This window comes from Cedecea sp. (genome assembly GCF_036500665.1).
Classification (GTDB): domain Bacteria; phylum Pseudomonadota; class Gammaproteobacteria; order Enterobacterales; family Enterobacteriaceae; genus Cedecea.
This window is the reverse complement of sequence record NZ_DASYBS010000014.1, coordinates 18729-36634: the sequence shown is the minus strand read 5'-3', so window position 1 is coordinate 36634 and position 17906 is coordinate 18729. Positions and strand designations below refer to the sequence as shown.

Below are 17906 nucleotides of genomic sequence, written 5' to 3'. Positions count from 1 at the left end.
TATGCCAGTCACTTTATCGCAACAAATCAGAAACAATGTCGTTTATTTACACAGGTATTGGCCCTATAATCGAGTACCAATTCAGAATATCTGAGGGATCCAATTGCGAGATTTAGTGGGTGATTTGATTCTTGTCAGGCTGCAGGAAGAGACCGATATTCTTCTGCATAAGCGCCTTTACAACGCGCTACGCCGCTCTATTCTGGATGGTTCATTGCCGCCCCATGGCCGCCTGCCCGCCTCTCGCGACTTAGCCAGCGAACTTAACATTTCACGCAACACGGTTTTAACAGTTTACGAACAGCTGATGACCGAAGGCTATGTTGCCTCCCGCCAGGGCAGCGGAACATTTGTTGAAAAAACGCTGCCGGATCGCTTCACCTCAGCAGGCAACATTGGTGAAGGCGGCGCGGCGTCCGTCAGTGAGGCTTCGATTTCCCGCCGTGGCCAGTATCTTCTGTCGCAAGTTAGCGCCAGCCCGCGCCAGTGGGGGGCCTTTATTCCCGGCGTCCCGGACGTGAATGCCTTCCCCCACCCGCTATTCAGCAAGATCCAGGCACGCATCAGCCGCCGCCCTAAACCAGAGCGCCTCAGCTATAGCTGCAACGGCGGCACGCCGGAACTGCAGCACGCGTTAGTCGACTATCTGCGCGTTTCACGCGGCGTAAACTGTCAGGTCGACCAAATTCTTATTACCGAAGGGATCCACCAGGCTATCGATCTGGTGACCCGGATGCTGTGCGACAGGGGCGATCTGGCGTGGATCGAAGAGCCTTCTTACTGGGGAATTCGCCACGTGCTGACGATGAATGACGTGCGGCTCACGCCGCTAACCGTCGACGCGAACGGCCTCTGCCCGCCGGAGACGGTCAGCGAAGCGCCGCGCTTGATCTTCGTCACGCCCTCTCATCAATACCCGCTGGGCGCGGTGATGAGCCTGGAGCGCCGCCAGCGCCTGCTGGCCCTTGCCCGCCAGCACGGAAGCTGGATTATTGAAGATGATTACGACAGCGAATTTCGCTTCTCGGGCCAGCCGATCCCCGCTCTACAGGGGCTGGTCGCCGAAGCGCCGGTGGTTTACATCGGTACCTTCAGCAAAACGCTTTATCCGGGGCTCAGGCTCGGCTATGTGGTGCTGCCGCGCCCGCTGGTAAATGACCTGAAAACGGCGCATGCGGAGCTGTATCGCGGTGGCCACTCGCTTATCCAGCAGGCGCTGGCGGAATTTATTACCGCCGGGCACTATTCGGCCCATATTCGTCGTATGCGCCTGCTGTATGGCCGCCGCCGCGCCTTCCTGACCGAGCTTATCTCCCGCCACTGCGGGCCACAGGCGCTGTCTGACTTCAGCGACAACGCCGGCCTGCACCTGATTTTGAATCTGCCGGATGAGGCCGATGATGTGGCGATTGCGCAGCGCGCCAACGCCCGCAATATTCTGGTGCGGCCGCTGTCGCGTTACTACCTGACCGAGCAGCGCAAGAAGGGGTTATTGATGGGTTTTGCCAGCCTGCCGGAGAGCGAAATGGAGGCGGCGTTTGCCGTGCTGTTGGAATGTATGCCGGAGGCTAAAAAGCAAAACGCCCCAGCATAAAGTGGGGCGTTAGCGTTTCTGACAAAGAGGGGCGTTCTCGGTGCGCGGTACGGTATCGGCGTTAGGCTTCGATAGCGGCGCGCAGTTTTTTCATCGCGTTCTTTTCAAGCTGACGAACGCGCTCGGCGGACACGCCATAGCGGTCTGCAAGTTCCTGCAGCGTGCTCTTGTTGTCTTCATCTAACCAGCGCGCGCGGATAATCTGCTGGCTACGTTCGTCCAGGCCCTGCATCGCATCGCTCAGCTTGTCCGCGGCGTGAGATTCCCAGTTATCATCCTCAATGCCGTCGGCAAAGTTAGAGGATTTATCCTGCAGGAACAGCACCGGCGCCATTGGCTGACCGTCTGAGTCGTCGTCGTTCGACATGTCGAATGTCATATCCTGCGCCGCCATGCGTGATTCCATCTCAAGCACGTCTTTGCTGGACACGCCAAGCTCGTTGGCCACCATCTCGACTTCATCCTGATTGAACCAACCCAGACGCTGCTTGGTTTTACGCAGGTTAAAGAACAGCTTACGCTGTGCTTTGGTGGTGGCGACTTTCACAATACGCCAGTTACGCAGCACGTATTCATGAATTTCAGCCTTGATCCAGTGCACCGCAAAGGAGACCAGGCGAACACCCACTTCCGGGTTGAAACGGCGTACTGCTTTCATCAGGCCAATGTTGCCTTCCTGGATAAGGTCTGCCTGCGGCAGGCCGTAACCGGAATAGTTACGTGCAACATGAACAACAAAGCGCAGGTGAGACAGGATCAGCTTTTTCGCTGCTTCCAGACTGCCCTGGTAATGCAGCTTTTCAGCCAGCTCCTTCTCTTCCTCAGCCGTTAACATCGGCCAGGCGTTCGCAGCCCGGATATACGACTCCAGGTTACCAACAGGGGCTAAAGCTAAATTTTGCATTTCTTTGGTCATTCAAACCCTCTCTTAGAGACTTACGTACAGGCTGCCATTCTACTGACTTATGGCACACCGACAACACGTCAGGGGCCAAACCGTACCATTCACTGTACTCTCAGACAGTGATGTTATCCACAAGTTCAATGTAAAGCTGTGAATAGATTACACACAAAGTGTGACGGTTATTGCAGCATGGCAGGGGGCATAGCGCTATAAAATACATCCCCTGCTGACGACGTTATCGTAGCAGGGAATGATTATATCAAAAACTTTTTACTCCGGCGTAAAGCGGCGTAAATGTTGAACAGTGGCAAGCCAGGCTGCCAGCCAGCCGATCATCGAAGAAACCAGCAGCAGCAGCAGACATTCGTCAAAGCCCAGACCGCTGATATCAAACTTAGTCCCGAACACCTGCGCCACGTCCGTCACCGCCGAAGACAGACGCATCACCAGAATTTCAGACAGAATAAGCGACAGGAACGCACCGCTGAACCCGAGTAACGCGCCGCCATAGAGGAACGGCCGCAGAATAAAACCGTCGGTCGCACCAATCAGTTTTTGCACGTTGATGGTATCGCGGCGGGCAAAGATGCTCAGACGCACCGAGTTACCAATAACGAGGAATACCGCGGCAACCATCAGGATGCCAATCATCGCCGCCACGCGCCCGACCAGCCCGGTCAGCGCCGCGAGACGGGCAAACCAGCTGTCATCCATGCGCACTTCATCGACGCCATGAATCTTCGCCACGCGGTCACGCAGCGTATTCAGGTGGTCCGTGCTCTGGAAATCCAGTTTCGGATTCACCACCGCCACTGCGGGCAACGGGTTTTCTTCCAGCATATCCAGCGCGCCGCCAAAGCCCGACCAGTTACGAAACTCGCCCAGCGCTTCTTCGCGGGAGAGGTAGTTAACTTTATCAACGCCCTCCTCAGCCTGAATAGCGCCCACCACCTGCTGAGCGGCGTTGTCGTCCAGCGCCTTATCGAGATAAACGGTAATTTGCGGCGATGGATAATATTGGGTCGCCGCCTGGTTCACGTTCTTGTAGACCATATAGCAGACGCTAGGCAGCGTCAGGGAAATGGCAATCACCATCACCGTCAGGAAAGTCGCCAGCGGCTTGCTTTTCAGATCCTGAAGCGCCCCTTCCCAGGCATAGCGGAACTGCTCATTCACGCCACCTTTCAGGGATTTGCTTTTGGACTGCGGCCCTTTGCCACGTTTTTTCACTGAACGGCCAAGATCACCTAACTTGTTCAGTTGGTTGATTTTATCCAGCTTGTTACTGAAGCGCTTGATATGGTTGAGCGCACTGTGTTTATTCACCTGTCAGGCCTCCATGCAAATGGCCATCGCTGAGGGTCAACATTCGGTAATTGCGACGCGAGATAAGCCCCATGTCGTGGGTAGCCATCAGCACCGTCACGCCCACGCGGTTAAACTCTTCGAACAGACGAAGAATACCTTCCGACAGCGCATCATCAAGGTTACCGGTCGGCTCATCCGCCAATAGCACAGCAGGTTTATTCACTACGGCGCGAGCGATGCCCACGCGCTGCTGTTCACCACCGGAGAGTTGGATAGGAAAGTTCTTCGCTTTGTCCAGCAGGCCGACCTTATCTAATGCCGCAGACACGCGGCGGCGAATATCTTCGCCGCTGGCACCCGCGATGATCAGCGGGATGGCCACGTTGTCGTACACGGTTCTGTCCATTAACAGATGGTGATCCTGAAAGATCATCCCAATCTGACGACGCAGGAACGGTACTTCACGGCTCTTCAGGCGGCTAATGTCATGCCCGCTGAAAAAGATCTTCCCATCGCTGGGCCGCTCGATACCGCAGATAAGCTTGAGCAGAGTACTCTTCCCTGCGCCAGAATGGCCGGTCAGAAAGGCCATCTCGCCCGGTTGCATATGGAAGGTGACTCCCTGCAACGCTTGTCTCCCACCGAGATAGGCTTTACTGACGTGTTCAAAGCGAATCATTGTTAATCCTCTCGGGCAAAAAGTGCCTCTATAAAGTCGCCCGCATTAAACGGTCGTAAATCAGAAATTTGTTCGCCGACGCCAATGTAGCGAATCGGAATGCCGAACTGGTCTGCCACAGAGAAGATTACGCCACCCTTGGCGGTACCATCCAGTTTGGTCAGGGTGATGCCCGTCAGCCCCACCGCTTCGTGGAACAGTTTAGCCTGGCTTATCGCATTCTGACCGGTGCTGGCGTCGAGGGTGAGCATAACCTCATGCGGGGCATCCTCGTCCAGCTTTTTCATAACCCTGACAATTTTCTTCAATTCTTCCATCAGGTGCGATTTATTCTGCAAACGCCCTGCGGTATCGGCGATTAACACATCAATATTACGTGCCTTCGCCGCCTGGATAGCATCGAAGATAACCGAGGCAGAATCCGCGCCGGTATGCTGGGCCACAACAGGAATATTGTTGCGCTGGCCCCAAACCTGAAGCTGCTCAACCGCCGCCGCACGGAAGGTATCGCCTGCCGCCAGCATCACGGATTTACCCTGCTGCTCAAACTGACGCGCCAGTTTGCCGATGGTGGTGGTTTTACCCACGCCGTTCACGCCAACCATCAGGATAACAAACGGCGTTTTGCCTTCAATATTCAGCGGCTCATCCACTTTAGCGAGGATCTCGCTCATCTCTTCTTTCAGCAGGCCATACAATGCTTCCGCATCACGAAGCTGCTTACGGCTTGCGCCTTCGGTCAGATTGGTGATGATTTTACGCGTGGTTTCCACCCCAACGTCGGCAATCAGCAGCTGCTCTTCCAGCTCTTCAAACAGATCATCATCGATTTTCTTGCCGCGGAACAGACTGATAAATCCGGAACCGAGATTTTGTTTAGTTTTGACCAGGCTGCGCTTCAGGCGAGCAAAGAAGCCTTCTTTGGTCGGTTTTTCCTGCTCTTGCAGCGCGGCAACCGGAGCAGCCTCTTCGACAGCCTCTTCTTCCGGTTCGTCATCAAGGACTGCTTCCGCAACGGCTTCATCTTCAACGGCAGCTTCGTGTGCGAACAGTGCTTCTGCTTCAGCCACTTCTTCGTTGACGATCTCGTCCTGCTCGGCCTGCCATTCGTCCGGCTGCTCTGCGCTTTCGGCTACTTCTTCCGGCAGCGGCAGCGTTTCGTGCTCAACGGCGGCAGCCGGCTGTTCGACGGCTTCAGGCTCTTCAATCAGCTCGGGCTCAACAGCGGCTTCCGGCTCGATAACGGCAACGGGCTCTTGCTCAACGACAGGCTCAGGTTCAATAACCGCAACGGGCTCTGGATCGGCCACAACCTCGGGCTCAACGACCCCTTCCGGTTCAGGAATAATCTCCGGCTCGGCAACCAGCGCTTTTTCTTCCGCGGCTTCTACAAGCTGGGCGTTAACCTCCACGACCTGCGCAGCAAACTTATCGGACTCCTCCAATGAGTGCTCACTAACTGAATCCTGCGATTCCTGCTCGGCAGCCTGAGGCTGTTGAGGTTCATCCTGTGTGGGAGCCTGTTCAGTAACCGGTTGTTCTTCTATTACTTTTTGTTCTGTTTCTGCTTCCGGCTGCTGCTCTTTCTGGCCAAATCCCAGCCAGGAAAAAAAGCCACGTTTTTTCTCTTTCGCCATTTGCGACTACACTCCTCGCTGTTAACTCATGGCACAGACCCGATTCTGCTTGCCACGGGCATAAAAAATAGTGCGTTAGTCTATCACTTTCCCGGCGCGGCATCACGCCGGCGGATTAAGGTTTCCTGGCCGGGCGAGCACCGTTAGAATAGCCGCAAAATTTAGCATCGCAGTGAGAGCAATGAAGAAACCCCAATCCGCTGGCTCCGGCCAGATTCGCATCATCGGCGGCCAATGGCGCGGTCGAAAACTTCCGGTGCCCGACAGCCCCGGCCTGCGTCCGACGACTGACCGTGTACGTGAGACGTTGTTTAACTGGCTGGCTCCGTCGATGGTGGATGCGCATTGCCTCGACTGTTTTGCCGGCAGCGGCGCACTCGGCCTGGAGGCGCTCTCCCGCTACGCCGCGAGCGCTACGCTTATCGAGATGGATCGCGCAGTCTCCCAGCAGCTACAAAAGAATCTTGCCACCTTAAAGGCCAACAACGGCAAGGTGCTCAACGCCAATACGCTTAACGTGTTGGCTCAGCCCGGCACGCCGCATAACGTGGTGTTTGTCGATCCCCCGTTCCGTAAGGGACTGCTGGATGAAACGCTTGCTCTGCTCGAAAAAAACGGCTGGCTGGCCGATGACGCGCTAATCTACGTTGAAAGTGAAGTGGAAAATGGTCTGCCGGTAGTGCCTGCAAGCTGGGCGCTGCACCGTGAGAAAGTGGCCGGTCAGGTCGCTTACCGCCTGTTTATTCGTGAAGCTCAAGGAGCCGCATAATGCCGATTCTGATTAACTTTGGCCGCCTGCTGATGCTTTGCGTCTGGGGATTTTTGATCTTTAACCTGATTCACCCTTACCCACGTCCGTTAAACATCTTTGTTAACGTCGCGCTGATCTTTATGGTGATTATGCACGGACTGCAGCTCAGCCTGCTGAAAGCGACTCAGCCCAAAGACGGCCCGGCGCTGCCTCGCAGCGAGCAAATTAAAATTTTCGTTTTTGGCGTGTTTGAGCTGCTGGTCTGGCAGAAAAAGCTGCGTCAGGGCAAGTGAGTTTCTTCGGGGACGAAGCTGACAAAGCGCGTCCCCTTATAGCTCAGCGTGCCTTTATCTCCCACCGTTACCGCATTGTATTCCGCCGCTGCTACCCGCATTTTCATGTCCATCCCGCCGCTCTGTGGCGCAAACCAAATCTCATAGCGTATTGAGTCTTCCGGCGGCGTCACTTCACGCTGGCGCGAACGCCTGTCATTGGATGGCTTTTCACGTTTGGTCGCCACCACCACTTTTTTTACGCTCAGCGGTGCCGCGTCGTTTTCGATGTTCTGGCGACGCTGCTGCAGGTAGCGGAAAGAGGCGGCAACGGCTATCACTACAACGATCGCGATAATGAAAATGGGAGGCTTACTCATGGCTTTTTCTCTAATTGTCAGACACTTTTAAGCATAACCCTGGCGCCGCGCCGTTGTCATCCGCGCCGCTTAGCCACTAGACTGAATACTGTTACGCCAACAATTAGAATAAGGATATGCCATGCTTTGGTCATTTATTGCTGTTGCGTTATCTGCCTGGATTTACATTGATGCTTCCTGGCGTGGGTCCACCTGGCAGCGCTGGATTTTCAAGCCGGTCACCCTGCTGCTCCTGCTGCTGCTGGCCTGGCAAGCGCCGATGTTTGAAGCAGCGGGCTACCTGATTGTGGCGGGTCTTCTGGCGACGCTTGTCGGCGATGCGCTCACGCTGTTACCGACCCAGCGCCTGCTCTATGCGGTGGGTGCTTTCTTCCTTTCGCACCTGCTGTATACCATCTATTTTGCCAGCCAAATGACCTTAGCCATCTTCTGGCCGCTGCCGCTGGCCCTGCTGATTATCGGTGCGCTGCTGGTGGCCACTATCTGGACGCGGCTTGAAGCCCTGCGCATGCCCATTCTGACGTTTATCGGCATGACGCTGGTGATGGTGTGGCTGGCGGCCGAGCTTTACTTCTTCCGTCCGACAAGCGCCAGCTTCTCCGGGTTTGTGGGTGCCAGCCTGCTGCTGCTGGGCAATATCGTCTGGCTGGTCAGCCACTATCGGCATCGTTTCAGAGGCGACAGCGCGATTGCCGCCGCCTGCTACTTTGCCGGGCACTTTATGATTGTTCGTGCCCTGTATATCTGAGGTTAACGCCTGTCTTCCGCCAGGGAGGCAGGTTCCAGCCTGCGGGTTTTGCCGTAGATAATGGTCAATACCGCAGGCACCGTGAACGCCACCGCTATCGCAATCACCTCATAAATCATCTTTGAGTCCGGGCCGCTAAACAGCCCCAGCTCGAACACGTTCAGCACCGGCAGGAAACTGTAGGTTTTCACCCCCAGCAGGCCGGTAATGCCGCCGCCCAGCGCCGCGCCGATGCAGCCAAACACGAAGAGCATGCGGTATTTCAGGTTCACACCGTACAAAGCAGGCTCGGTAATGCCGAAGAAGGCGGAAAGCGAAGCAGAAATCGCAATCTGCTTATCTTTCAGGTTGCGGGCAATAAAGATAGCGCCGAACGCCGCACCAAACTGCCCCATCACCGCCGACATAAACATCGCCATAATGGTGTCGTAGCCGTTGACCTGAATGTTAATCAGCGCCAGAGGAATAATGCCCCAGTGCACGCCGAACACCACAAACAGCTGCCCAATCCCCGCCAGCAGCGCGCCGGAAATCACCGGGCTGAGGTTGTACAGCCAGGCATAGCCGTTAGCGATACCAACGCCAACATAATCGGCAACCGGGCCAATCACGGTGAAGACCACAAAGCCGCTAATGATCAACGATAAACAAGGCACGAACACCAGCGCGGCAATCTCCGGAATCACCTTTTTCAGCCAGCGTTCGACATGACTCAGGAACAGGACGGCAAACACCGCCGGGATCACGGCGCCGCCGTAGATTTTCACGTTCAGCGCCAGGCCCATGACGTGGAATGCGCCGGGGACGCTGGCATCCGTCAGCGGGAAGATCATCGCCGCCGTCAGCGCCAGGGCGCTAAATTTATTGGCCTTAAAGCGTTCCGCCGCGGTGACCGCAATAAACATCGGCAGCATAACGAAGACGCCGCTCGACAGCGCATTAAACACGGTGAACACATACGAATGAGTATCCACCAGGTTCATCGTTTGCAGCAGAACCACGATACCTTTCACAACCCCAACGCCCGCCAGCACGCCGATGTAAGGGGTGAAAATCGCCGAAAGCGTGGCCAGCAGGCGGTTAATCACCGAACCCTGCGGCGCGGCAGGCTCTTCTGCGGAAGACTCGCCCATCTGCGCCGTTATTGCCTGAAAGACTTTTTCAACCTTTGGCCCAATCACAATCTGGAATTGCCCAGGGTTTTCAACCAGCTTGACTACCTCCTGCAACTTATAAAGCTCGTCTTTATTAATCTTACTTTTGTCTTTGATGGTAAAACGCAAACGGGTTGCGCAGTGGGTAAGATGCTCTATATTTTCTGCCTCGCCGACGTGCTGAATTATCTGCCGGGCAAGTTGACTGAAGGTAGCCATAATCATTCCTTAGTAGCAAGGTATGGAAATTATTGTTGTGTAGGGTACAGCCCGTATCAGGCGTAATCGCCCGGTTTCGTTTTGCTTTTCACCGCGACGCCAAAGTCGGTGAAAATTCGCTGAGGAAGATTATTCCCCTTCGCCTCGGCAATATGGTGAGCCAGTATCTGGAACGGGATAACCATGATCAGCGGAGCAATAAACTCATCAACATCGGCTTTCACCGCCAGCGTGCGCGGGTCATGCTCCTCGCCTAATTTAATGGTGTACACGTAGTCGGTATATTTCTGCTCATAGGCTTTCAGCAGCAATAAACGTTCGCGAGCCAGGCCTGGCGTATCAATAAAGAACATCCGGTGAGTGCCGTTCACTTCGAAATAAGGCCCGTGCATGAAAGTTTCCAGCTCAACGCCCTGAGAGGGAACGCGAATTGTCTCGGCAAACTTGGTTTCCATCTCTTTGATAACGCCGACGCTCGGCCCGTAACCAATCGAGGTAAAACGTGGGGAGGCAACCAGCTCATCCTGCCATTTGCTGAAGAAGACTTCGGTATCGGCGATAATGCCCGGGATGGCCTGCACCGCGACGTCCAGTTTCTTCAGTTCGGACGCTTCCTGTTCGGCGTCGATCTTACCGCTGCGGCGAGCCGCAAACACGCCCAGCAGCATGAATTTCAGGATGGTGGCAACGTATCCTTTGGTCACGTAGCCCACGCGCTCTTCGCCAATTTCAATATCAACCACATGGTCAACGTTTCGCGCCAGTTCACTGCCCATTTTGCTGGTGATGCCCAGCGTTTTTACCGGGTGACTCTGGCGAATATGCTGAATCGCATTGATGGTGGAGGTACTTTCCCCGCTCTGGGAAACGCCTATCACCAAATCAGCCGTCTCGCTGAATTTTTCATAGTGCTGGAAGTGGAAGGGTTCCTCGACCGTGATACGCACGTCCGCCAGTCTTTCCACGTAGTACTTCGCGCTTTTGATGGCGTTAATGCTGGAGCCCGTAGCCAGAACCAACCACTCCTTTTGCCCCTCCAGGACCGGAAGATCGGACGGATAGCGGGCAATCATGGCGCTTAACGTCGCCTGCTCTTCATGGATGTAGGTCATCATTGTCGGTTTCATCGGCTCTCCTGTAATCAAAACCTGAAAACGTTTTCAGGTTTTAGGCTAGAGGAGTCGGGCGAGGCTTGTCAACGCCAGATCGCGCAACTGTTAGCGGGATCAAAAAATATCGCAGAAGGGAAAACGGGCGGATGCCGAGAAAAACGTTATCCGCCGTTGAAAACTAAGAGGATTCACCGTTTGTCAGGCAAAGAGGAATTTTTTCCGCTGCGGCCACGTCAGCATCCTGATTAAGGATGGCCATTAATCGCCGCATAATCTCTTTGCCAATTAACGCATTTTGATGGTCAACGGTGGTAATTCGGGGAATAAAATACTCGCTACCAGGAAAATACTCGCAGCTCACCACCGCAATATTTTCGGGCACCGAGAGGCCGTTATCCTTTAACGCGCGAATAGCGCCTTTGGCTACGTGATCGTTAATCGCCACAATCGCATCAGGTAACACGTCATTCGTTGAGAGCAATGTTTTAATCGCCTCATAGCCATGCTGTAAATAAAAGTTATTCAGCACAACGAAGCTGTTTTCTACCGGCAAACCTGCCGCTTCCAGTTCCGCGCGAAATACCGCTTCGCGCTCGCGAGTAATATACACATTCTTTGACCCGCCGATAAAACCAATCCGCCGATAGCCTTTATCAATAAGATGGCGAGTCGCTAACCTCACGCATCCGGTCTGGTCACGTTCAACGCAGGCATAGTCCACGCCCGGAAGCTTACGCCCCACCACCACGACCGGCACGGTGGCGATCAGCTTTTTCAGCTCCTGCAGATAGGTCGCTGAAATATCGTTGTAGTCGATGTTGCCGCCCAGAATAATCACACCGTCTATCTGGCTGTCGGTGATGGAATTAAAAATATGCTCTTCGGGCACCACTGGCGCTTCGCGAGAAGTTCTGTTTGCCGATTGAGTGTCGTACAGCGTGACCTTGTAGCCCAGCCGCAAACTTTCGTGCTCAATCTGCGCCACCAGCATCACAAAGTAGGGGTTGCTGATGTCCGAAACAACAATCGCCAGCGTCTGGGTTTTCTTAGAGATCATCCCGCGCGCGAGTAAATTCGGGCTGAAATTATATTCCTGAATCACTTTTTCGACTTTGCTACGGGTTTTGTCCGCCACCCAGCTGTTGTTGTTCAGCACGCGGGAGACCGTGGCGATCGAAACCTGCGCCAGCTCCGCAATATCCTTGATTGTCAGTGGTTTTTTCATCGACTCATTCTCATCCCGACCTGCGGATAATACTAGGGGAAGCGCCCTGGGGAAGCAAAGGCCAATGCTGAAAACTGCCGCCCGTCAGCCAGAAACGTTAACAGGCAAAAAAGCCGCTTGACTCTGGAGTTGACTCCAGAGAGTAACATCTGTAATGAGAAAATTATCATTACCGGAGGGCGCCATGCTCAACACACCTCAAGACGGCAAAAAGCCACCTCAGTTTGCGTTTGCCAAACTTAACCCGTTACCGGCAGAAGGCCCCTCCTGCTGCGCCGACGACAGCTGTTCTGCGCAAAAACCGGAGCCGGAAATCGTCGACAACGGCAATCGATACAGCTGGCACGTAGCAGGCATGGACTGCGCGGCCTGCGCCCGCAAAGTGGAAAATGCGGTGAAACAGGTGAGCGATGTCCAGCAGGTTCAGGTGGTGTTTTCGACAGAAAAGCTGCTGGTCAGTTCGGCGCGCGACGTTCGCAGCGATGTAGAAAAAGCGGTTAAAGCCGCAGGCTACACCCTTAATGCAGGCAATGCGCCGAAACAAGAAAAAAGCAGCGGCCTGCAAGAGAACTTGCCGCTGATCCTGCTTATTGTGCTGATGGTGGTTAGCTGGGGGCTAGAGCAGTTCAACCACCCGCTCGGCAATCTGGCGTTTATCGCCACCACGCTGGTTGGCCTGTGGCCGATAGCTCGCCAGGCGGTCCGCCTGATCCGCAGCGGCAACTGGTTTGCCATTGAAACACTGATGAGCGTCGCCGCCATCGGCGCGCTGTTTATCGGCGCTACCGCCGAAGCGGCGATGGTCTTACTGCTGTTTCTGATCGGTGAACGTCTCGAATCCTACGCCGCCAGCCGTGCGCGCCGGGGGGTAAGCGCCTTAATGGCGTTAAAGCCGGACGTCGCTATTCGCCTCCGGGACGGCGAGCGCGAAACCGTCGCTCAGGCCGATCTTCGTCCCGGCGACGTTATTGAGGTCGCCGCCGGTGGCCGACTGCCCGCCGACGGTCGCCTGCTCAGCGGTTTTGCCAGCTTTGATGAAAGCGCCTTAACCGGGGAATCCGTGCCGGTAGAGCGCCAGCGGGGCGAAAAAGTCGCCGCAGGCAGCACCAGCGTGGATCGCCTTGTTCAGCTGGAGGTGATTTCCGAGCCCGGCGACAGCGCCATCGACCGCATTCTGCGGTTGATTGAGGAAGCCGAGGAGCGCCGCGCGCCCATCGAACGCTTTATCGATCGCTTTAGCCGGATTTACACGCCGATCGTCATGCTTCTCGCGTTACTGACCGCCGTCGTTCCCCCTTTGCTGTTCGGACAAACCTGGGAACCGTGGATCTATAAAGGGCTGACGCTGCTGCTTATCGGCTGCCCGTGCGCGCTGGTTATCTCCACGCCTGCGGCCATTACTTCCGGCCTTGCCGCAGCCGCACGCCGTGGGGCGTTGATTAAAGGCGGCGCGGCGCTGGAGCGTCTCGGTCAAATCCAGCAGGTCGCCTTCGATAAAACCGGCACGCTAACGGCGGGTAAACCGCAGGTCACCGCCATTGCGGCGGAAGAAGGGATAGAAGAAGACCAGCTTCTGGCGCTCGCCGCCGCGGTAGAACAGGGTTCCACGCACCCGCTGGCTCAGGCCATAGTGAATGCAGCACAACAGCGTAATTTGCCCACTGTCGTCGCGGAAAATCACCGCGCGCTGGCCGGGGTTGGCGTTGAAGCGAATATCCAGGGTGAAACGCTGTTGCTCAGCTCACCGTCCAAACTTGACGCTCAGATACTCAACGAAACCTGGCAACAACGTATCGCGAAGCAGGAAGAAGAGGGCCAGACGGTCATCGTGGTACTGCGTTCAGGGCAGCTGCTGGGCACCATCGCCATGCGTGACACTTTGCGCAGCGACGCGCGTGAAGCGGTTACCGCCCTTCATCAACTGGGCATTCAGGGCGTGATGCTGACGGGGGATAACCCACGCGCGGCGGCGGCAATAGCCAGCGAACTGGGCATTGATTACCGCGCCAGCCTGCTCCCGGCAGACAAAGTGGCGGCGGTGAACAAACTGAATGCCACCGCGCCGCTGGCGATGGTCGGCGACGGCATTAACGATGCGCCGGCGATGAAAGCGGCCACCATCGGTATTGCCATGGGCAGCGGTACCGACGTCGCGCTGGAAACCGCAGATGCCGCCCTGACCCACAACCGCCTGACCGAACTGGCAAGCATGGTGCGGCTCGCCAGAGCCACCCATAACAACATTCGCCAGAACGTGACGATTGCGCTGGGGCTGAAGGGGATTTTCCTGGTCACCACCCTGCTCGGCCTGACCGGCCTGTGGCTGGCGGTGCTGGCAGACTCAGGGGCTACCGCGCTGGTAACGGCGAACGCCATTCGCCTGCTGCGGAAGAAATAGTTTTCGAAAGATAACGGGGCGCGAACATGCGCCTCGTTTAATGGCTCTTACGCAGCAAATAGCGGTAAGGCAGCGCGTCGGTTTCGCTGGCGACCAGCTCGTGTTCCATAAAGCGGCAGAAGCCCGGGATATCGCGCGTGGTGGCCGGGTCGTCGGCTATCACCAGCAGCGTTTCGCCTACGGGCATATTGCGCACGGTTTTGCGCACCATCATCACCGGCTCCGGGCAGCGCAGGCCAAGGGCGTCCAGCGTATGGTCGGGGGTTGCGAACAAATCGGTCATAGCACTCTCAGGTCGTCAAAAACCGCGCTAGTTTACGCCGGGGAAAATCTGGCGCAAGCCGCGTGAACGATTGCGTTAAAATTAACCATTGCAATGAAAAGCTAAAGCAGTATCATCCCCGCGCTTTACATTTTTGACTGGGTTCCCTCACCCCACTACTAAAAAGGCTACAACATGATGCAGTTCAGCACTCGCCAGCGCACTAATGCGCTGTTTTGGCTATCGCTTTTTCATTTGCTGGTGATCACCTCCAGCAACTATCTGGTTCAGCTTCCGGTCTCCGTCTTCGGGTTTCATACGACCTGGGGCGCCTTCAGCTTCCCGTTTATCTTCCTGGCGACCGACCTCACGGTGCGTATTTTTGGCGCTCCGCTGGCGCGACGCATTATTTTCGCGGTAATGATCCCGGCGCTGGTTATCTCCTACGGCATCTCAGCGCTGTTTTACATGGGAAGCTGGCAGGGCTTTGAAGCGCTAACCCACTTCAACCTGTTCGTCGCCCGTATCGCAATCGCCAGCTTTATGGCCTATGCGCTCGGCCAGATCCTCGACGTGCACGTCTTCAACCGCCTGCGTCAAAACCGCTGCTGGTGGCTAGCGCCTACCGCTTCCACGCTGTTTGGCAACGTGAGCGACACGCTGTCGTTCTTCTTTATCGCCTTCTGGCGCAGCCCGGACGCCTTTATGGCCCAGCATTGGGTGGAAATCGCCGTGGTCGATTACTGCTTCAAAGTCCTTATCAGCCTGATTTTCTTCCTACCGATGTACGGCGTATTGCTGAATATGCTGTTGAAACGCCTCGCAGATAAATCCGAAATCTCCGCGCTACAGCCAGGTTAAACGCGGGCCGAATATCTTGTGTTAAGATGCAGGCATCGGCCTTGTGGCTTGCTAACGGAAAGGAATAACGCGATGCGCAACCTGGTAAAATATGTCGGTATTGGCCTGCTGGTAGTGGGTCTTGCCGCCTGTGACAATAACGACAGCAAAACCGCTACCGCCGGTAGTCAGGCAGCCAGCAGCGCCAGTGGCCAGCCTATCGAACTGCTGGACGGCAAGCTGAGCTTCGCCCTGCCGGCAGACATGACCGATCAGAGCGGCAAAGTGGGCACACAGTCCAACAACATGCACGTTTATTCTGACGCGACCGGCCAGAAAGCGGTGATCGTGATTGTCGGCGACAACACCACTGACGACCTTGCCGCGCTGGCAAAACGTCTGGAAGATCAGCAGCGCGCGCGTGACCCGCAGCTTCAGGTCGTGACCAACAAATCCATCGAGATTAAAGGCCACACGCTGCAACAGCTGGACAGCGTTATCTCTGCCAAAGGCCAGACCGCCTACTCTTCCATCATCCTTGGGAAAGTGGACGACAAGCTGCTGACCATGCAAATAACGCTGCCTGCGGATAACCAGCAGCTGGCGCAGACCAACGCGGAAAACATCATCAACACCATCGCCATCAAGTAATCGCTGCGCGATGCATCAATGGCTCCGCCTCTCGCGGGGCCATTTTTTTTCTTCATTTTCAGACAGGCTGCCGCAGCCTCGCGCCCGGGAAGCACTACACTAAAAGCACCCTTTCCTGACAGGACGTCTGCATGACTCCCCCTCAACTCGATAAAACCGGACTGCATATTCTGCTAAAACTTTCGGCACTGGTGATTATTCTCGCCGGCATTCACGCCGCCGCCGACATCGTCGTTCAGTTGCTGCTGGCGCTGTTCTTCGCCATCGTTCTCAACCCGCTGGTCACCTGGTTTATGCGCCGGGGCCTCAACCGCCCCCTGGCCATTACTATCGTGGTATTTGTGATGCTGATAGTGCTCACGCTGCTGGTTGGCGTGCTGGCGACCTCAATGAATGACTTTATGGAACAGCTGCCGCAGTTCAACAAACTGCTGACCCAGAAGGTCCGCGAAATTGAGTACGCCATGCCGTTCCTCCACCTGCCGCTGTCGCCGGAACGCATGCTGCAAAAGCTGGACTCCGACAAGCTGATGACCTTTGCCACTACCTTAATGACCGGCCTTTCCGGGGCGATGGCCAGCATTTTGCTGCTGGCGATGACGGTGATTTTTATGCTGTTCGAAGTACGCCACGTGCCCTATAAGCTGCGCTTCGCGCTGGCTAACCCGAAGATCCATATCGCCGGAATGCACCGTGCGCTGAAGGGCGTCACTCACTATCTGGCGCTAAAAACCTTTATCAGCCTGCTGACCGGCGTCGTAATCTGGCTGGGGTTAAAGCTGCTGGGCGTGCAGTTTGCGCTGATGTGGGGCGTGCTGGGCTTTCTGCTCAACTACATTCCCAACATCGGCTCGGTTATCTCTGCCGTTCCGCCGATGATTCAGGCCTTTTTGCTAAATGGCACCTATGAAATGCTGATGGTCGGGGCGCTGTTCCTGGTGGTGCACATGGTGCTGGGGAATATTCTGGAACCCCGCATGATGGGGCGCGGGCTGGGGATGTCGACCTTTGTGGTGTTCCTCTCACTGCTGTTCTGGGGCTGGTTGCTCGGCCCGGTTGGCATGCTGCTCTCGGTGCCGCTGACCAGCGTCTGTAAGATCCTGATGGAGTCAACTCAGGGCGGAGCCAAACTGGCTATTCTGCTGGGGCCCGGCAGGCCCAAAAGCCGTCTGCCGGGATAACGCTTATTTCAGATTTTCTGGAAAGTCCGCCGGCAGATCGCTGGCGGCACAGGCAATAACGTCTTCGTTATTCTCACCGCAGTCGCGAACAAAGGTGATAGTCGCAAATTCATCGATCACCTCAGTCGGATAGGCCGGGCCAGCTTCGCGTAGCGATTCCATTTTCTTGATATGGTCATTCTGAAAACAAACTGTTTTCTCCGGGTTATTGATCACCCAGCGCGGGAAGAAAATTGTCCCATGGAACAGCTTATCGCCGAGATTAACAATCAGGCTGACGTCCGTTCCGGTAGGCTCTGTCCAGGAGATTTTATACACGCTGCCTGCCACGCGAACGATATGTGCATACTGATTTTTCACCCAGCGGTCAGCCACAATACCGCTGTGAATACGGTAATCAAGCGTGGTCGAATTTTTTACATAAATCTCGTAGTTCCAGCCATTATCGTAGGTATAAACCAGATGTTTACCGACGAACTCGCTCAAATCGTGTTTATCAAAGTGACTCATGATTACGCTCCTCTGTGGGGTTAAACGCATCATAGGCCTTCACATTTTCGATGAATAACGCTAATTTCACATCAAATTAAT

The 17906-nt window shown here is 55.4% G+C and carries 18 protein-coding genes; 8 read left to right on the top strand and 10 right to left on the bottom strand.

Annotated elements, in window-relative coordinates:
* The first annotated feature begins 103 nt into the window (after positions 1–103).
* Complete coding sequence (locus tag VGM55_RS02035) at positions 104–1594, top strand: PLP-dependent aminotransferase family protein (protein WP_154187494.1); 1491 nt, start codon at positions 104–106, stop codon at positions 1592–1594.
* A gap of 61 nt (positions 1595–1655) precedes the next feature.
* Here VGM55_RS02035 and rpoH read toward each other — a convergent pair whose 3' ends face one another.
* The 4 genes from rpoH to ftsY form a co-directional block, all read right to left on the bottom strand.
* Positions 1656–2510 (bottom strand): RNA polymerase sigma factor RpoH, encoded by an 855-nt coding sequence (gene rpoH, locus VGM55_RS02030; RefSeq protein WP_016538584.1) that lies wholly within the window; start codon positions 2508–2510, stop codon positions 1656–1658.
* Positions 2511–2768: 258 nt separating this feature from the next.
* Positions 2769–3824 carry a permease-like cell division protein FtsX gene (ftsX, locus tag VGM55_RS02025; RefSeq protein ID WP_061277671.1) on the bottom strand — a complete coding sequence of 352 codons (1056 nt, stop codon included), beginning with the start codon at positions 3822–3824 and terminating at the stop codon, positions 2769–2771.
* Positions 3817–4485: a cell division ATP-binding protein FtsE gene (gene ftsE, locus VGM55_RS02020; protein ID WP_061277672.1), complete on the bottom strand. Its 669-nt coding sequence runs from the start codon at positions 4483–4485 to the stop codon at positions 3817–3819. The genes ftsX and ftsE overlap by 8 nt, the downstream gene beginning before the upstream one ends.
* A gap of 2 nt (positions 4486–4487) precedes the next feature.
* Positions 4488–6122, bottom strand: a complete 1635-nt coding sequence (ftsY, locus tag VGM55_RS02015) for a signal recognition particle-docking protein FtsY (RefSeq protein ID WP_331634431.1) — start codon at positions 6120–6122, stop codon at positions 4488–4490.
* 181 nt (positions 6123–6303) lie between these two features.
* Between ftsY and rsmD the strand changes: the two genes are divergently transcribed.
* Together rsmD and VGM55_RS02005 are read left to right on the top strand one after the other, a co-directional pair.
* Positions 6304–6891 carry a 16S rRNA (guanine(966)-N(2))-methyltransferase gene (rsmD, locus tag VGM55_RS02010; protein ID WP_331634429.1) on the top strand — a complete coding sequence of 196 codons (588 nt, stop codon included), beginning with the start codon at positions 6304–6306 and terminating at the stop codon, positions 6889–6891.
* 5 nt (positions 6892–6896) lie between these two features.
* Complete coding sequence (locus VGM55_RS02005) at positions 6897–7166, top strand: DUF1145 family protein (protein ID WP_331634464.1); 270 nt, start codon at positions 6897–6899, stop codon at positions 7164–7166.
* On the opposite strand, the gene VGM55_RS02000 is transcribed toward VGM55_RS02005, so the two are convergent.
* A complete protein-coding gene (locus VGM55_RS02000; protein WP_154187490.1) occupies positions 7154–7525 on the bottom strand; it encodes a DUF2500 domain-containing protein in 372 nt (123 codons plus the stop codon). The genes VGM55_RS02005 and VGM55_RS02000 overlap by 13 nt on opposite strands.
* 121 nt (positions 7526–7646) lie before the next feature.
* On the opposite strand from VGM55_RS02000, the gene VGM55_RS01995 reads away from it, so the two are divergent.
* The gene (locus tag VGM55_RS01995) at positions 7647–8273 is read left to right on the top strand and encodes a lysoplasmalogenase (RefSeq protein ID WP_154187489.1); all 627 of its coding nucleotides are present in this window, start codon (positions 7647–7649) and stop codon (positions 8271–8273) included.
* A gap of 2 nt (positions 8274–8275) precedes the next feature.
* On the opposite strand, the gene VGM55_RS01990 is transcribed toward VGM55_RS01995, so the two are convergent.
* The 3 genes from VGM55_RS01990 to VGM55_RS01980 all read right to left on the bottom strand — a co-directional run bounded on the left by VGM55_RS01990 (position 8276) and on the right by VGM55_RS01980 (position 11983).
* On the bottom strand, positions 8276–9646 hold the full coding sequence (locus VGM55_RS01990; protein ID WP_331634428.1) for a PTS transporter subunit EIIC: 1371 nt from the start codon (positions 9644–9646) through the stop codon (positions 8276–8278).
* A gap of 56 nt (positions 9647–9702) precedes the next feature.
* Complete coding sequence (locus tag VGM55_RS01985; protein ID WP_154187487.1) at positions 9703–10773, bottom strand: SIS domain-containing protein; 1071 nt, start codon at positions 10771–10773, stop codon at positions 9703–9705.
* A 163-nt stretch (positions 10774–10936) separates the two neighbouring features.
* Complete coding sequence (locus tag VGM55_RS01980; RefSeq protein ID WP_154187486.1) at positions 10937–11983, bottom strand: LacI family DNA-binding transcriptional regulator; 1047 nt, start codon at positions 11981–11983, stop codon at positions 10937–10939.
* 154 nt (positions 11984–12137) lie between these two features.
* On the opposite strand from VGM55_RS01980, the gene zntA reads away from it, so the two are divergent.
* Complete coding sequence (gene zntA / locus VGM55_RS01975; RefSeq protein ID WP_414648181.1) at positions 12138–14381, top strand: Zn(II)/Cd(II)/Pb(II) translocating P-type ATPase ZntA; 2244 nt, start codon at positions 12138–12140, stop codon at positions 14379–14381.
* 37 nt (positions 14382–14418) lie between these two features.
* Here the strand turns inward: zntA and tusA are convergent, their stop codons facing one another.
* Complete coding sequence (gene tusA, locus VGM55_RS01970; protein ID WP_008458604.1) at positions 14419–14664, bottom strand: sulfurtransferase TusA; 246 nt, start codon at positions 14662–14664, stop codon at positions 14419–14421.
* Between the two features lie 174 nt (positions 14665–14838).
* Between tusA and VGM55_RS01965 the strand changes: the two genes are divergently transcribed.
* The 3 genes from VGM55_RS01965 to VGM55_RS01955 all read left to right on the top strand — a co-directional run bounded on the left by VGM55_RS01965 (position 14839) and on the right by VGM55_RS01955 (position 17315).
* Entirely contained in the window at positions 14839–15504 is a 666-nt protein-coding gene (locus tag VGM55_RS01965) for a 7-cyano-7-deazaguanine/7-aminomethyl-7-deazaguanine transporter (RefSeq protein WP_016538599.1), read from the top strand.
* A gap of 72 nt (positions 15505–15576) precedes the next feature.
* A complete protein-coding gene (locus VGM55_RS01960) occupies positions 15577–16134 on the top strand; it encodes a DcrB family lipoprotein (protein WP_154187484.1) in 558 nt (185 codons plus the stop codon).
* Positions 16135–16265: 131 nt separating this feature from the next.
* Positions 16266–17315 carry an AI-2E family transporter gene (locus VGM55_RS01955; protein ID WP_331634426.1) on the top strand — a complete coding sequence of 350 codons (1050 nt, stop codon included), beginning with the start codon at positions 16266–16268 and terminating at the stop codon, positions 17313–17315.
* A 3-nt stretch (positions 17316–17318) separates the two neighbouring features.
* Here VGM55_RS01955 and VGM55_RS01950 read toward each other — a convergent pair whose 3' ends face one another.
* On the bottom strand, positions 17319–17825 hold the full coding sequence (locus VGM55_RS01950; protein WP_154187482.1) for a phenolic acid decarboxylase: 507 nt from the start codon (positions 17823–17825) through the stop codon (positions 17319–17321).
* Between the last annotated feature and the right edge of the window lie 81 nt (positions 17826–17906).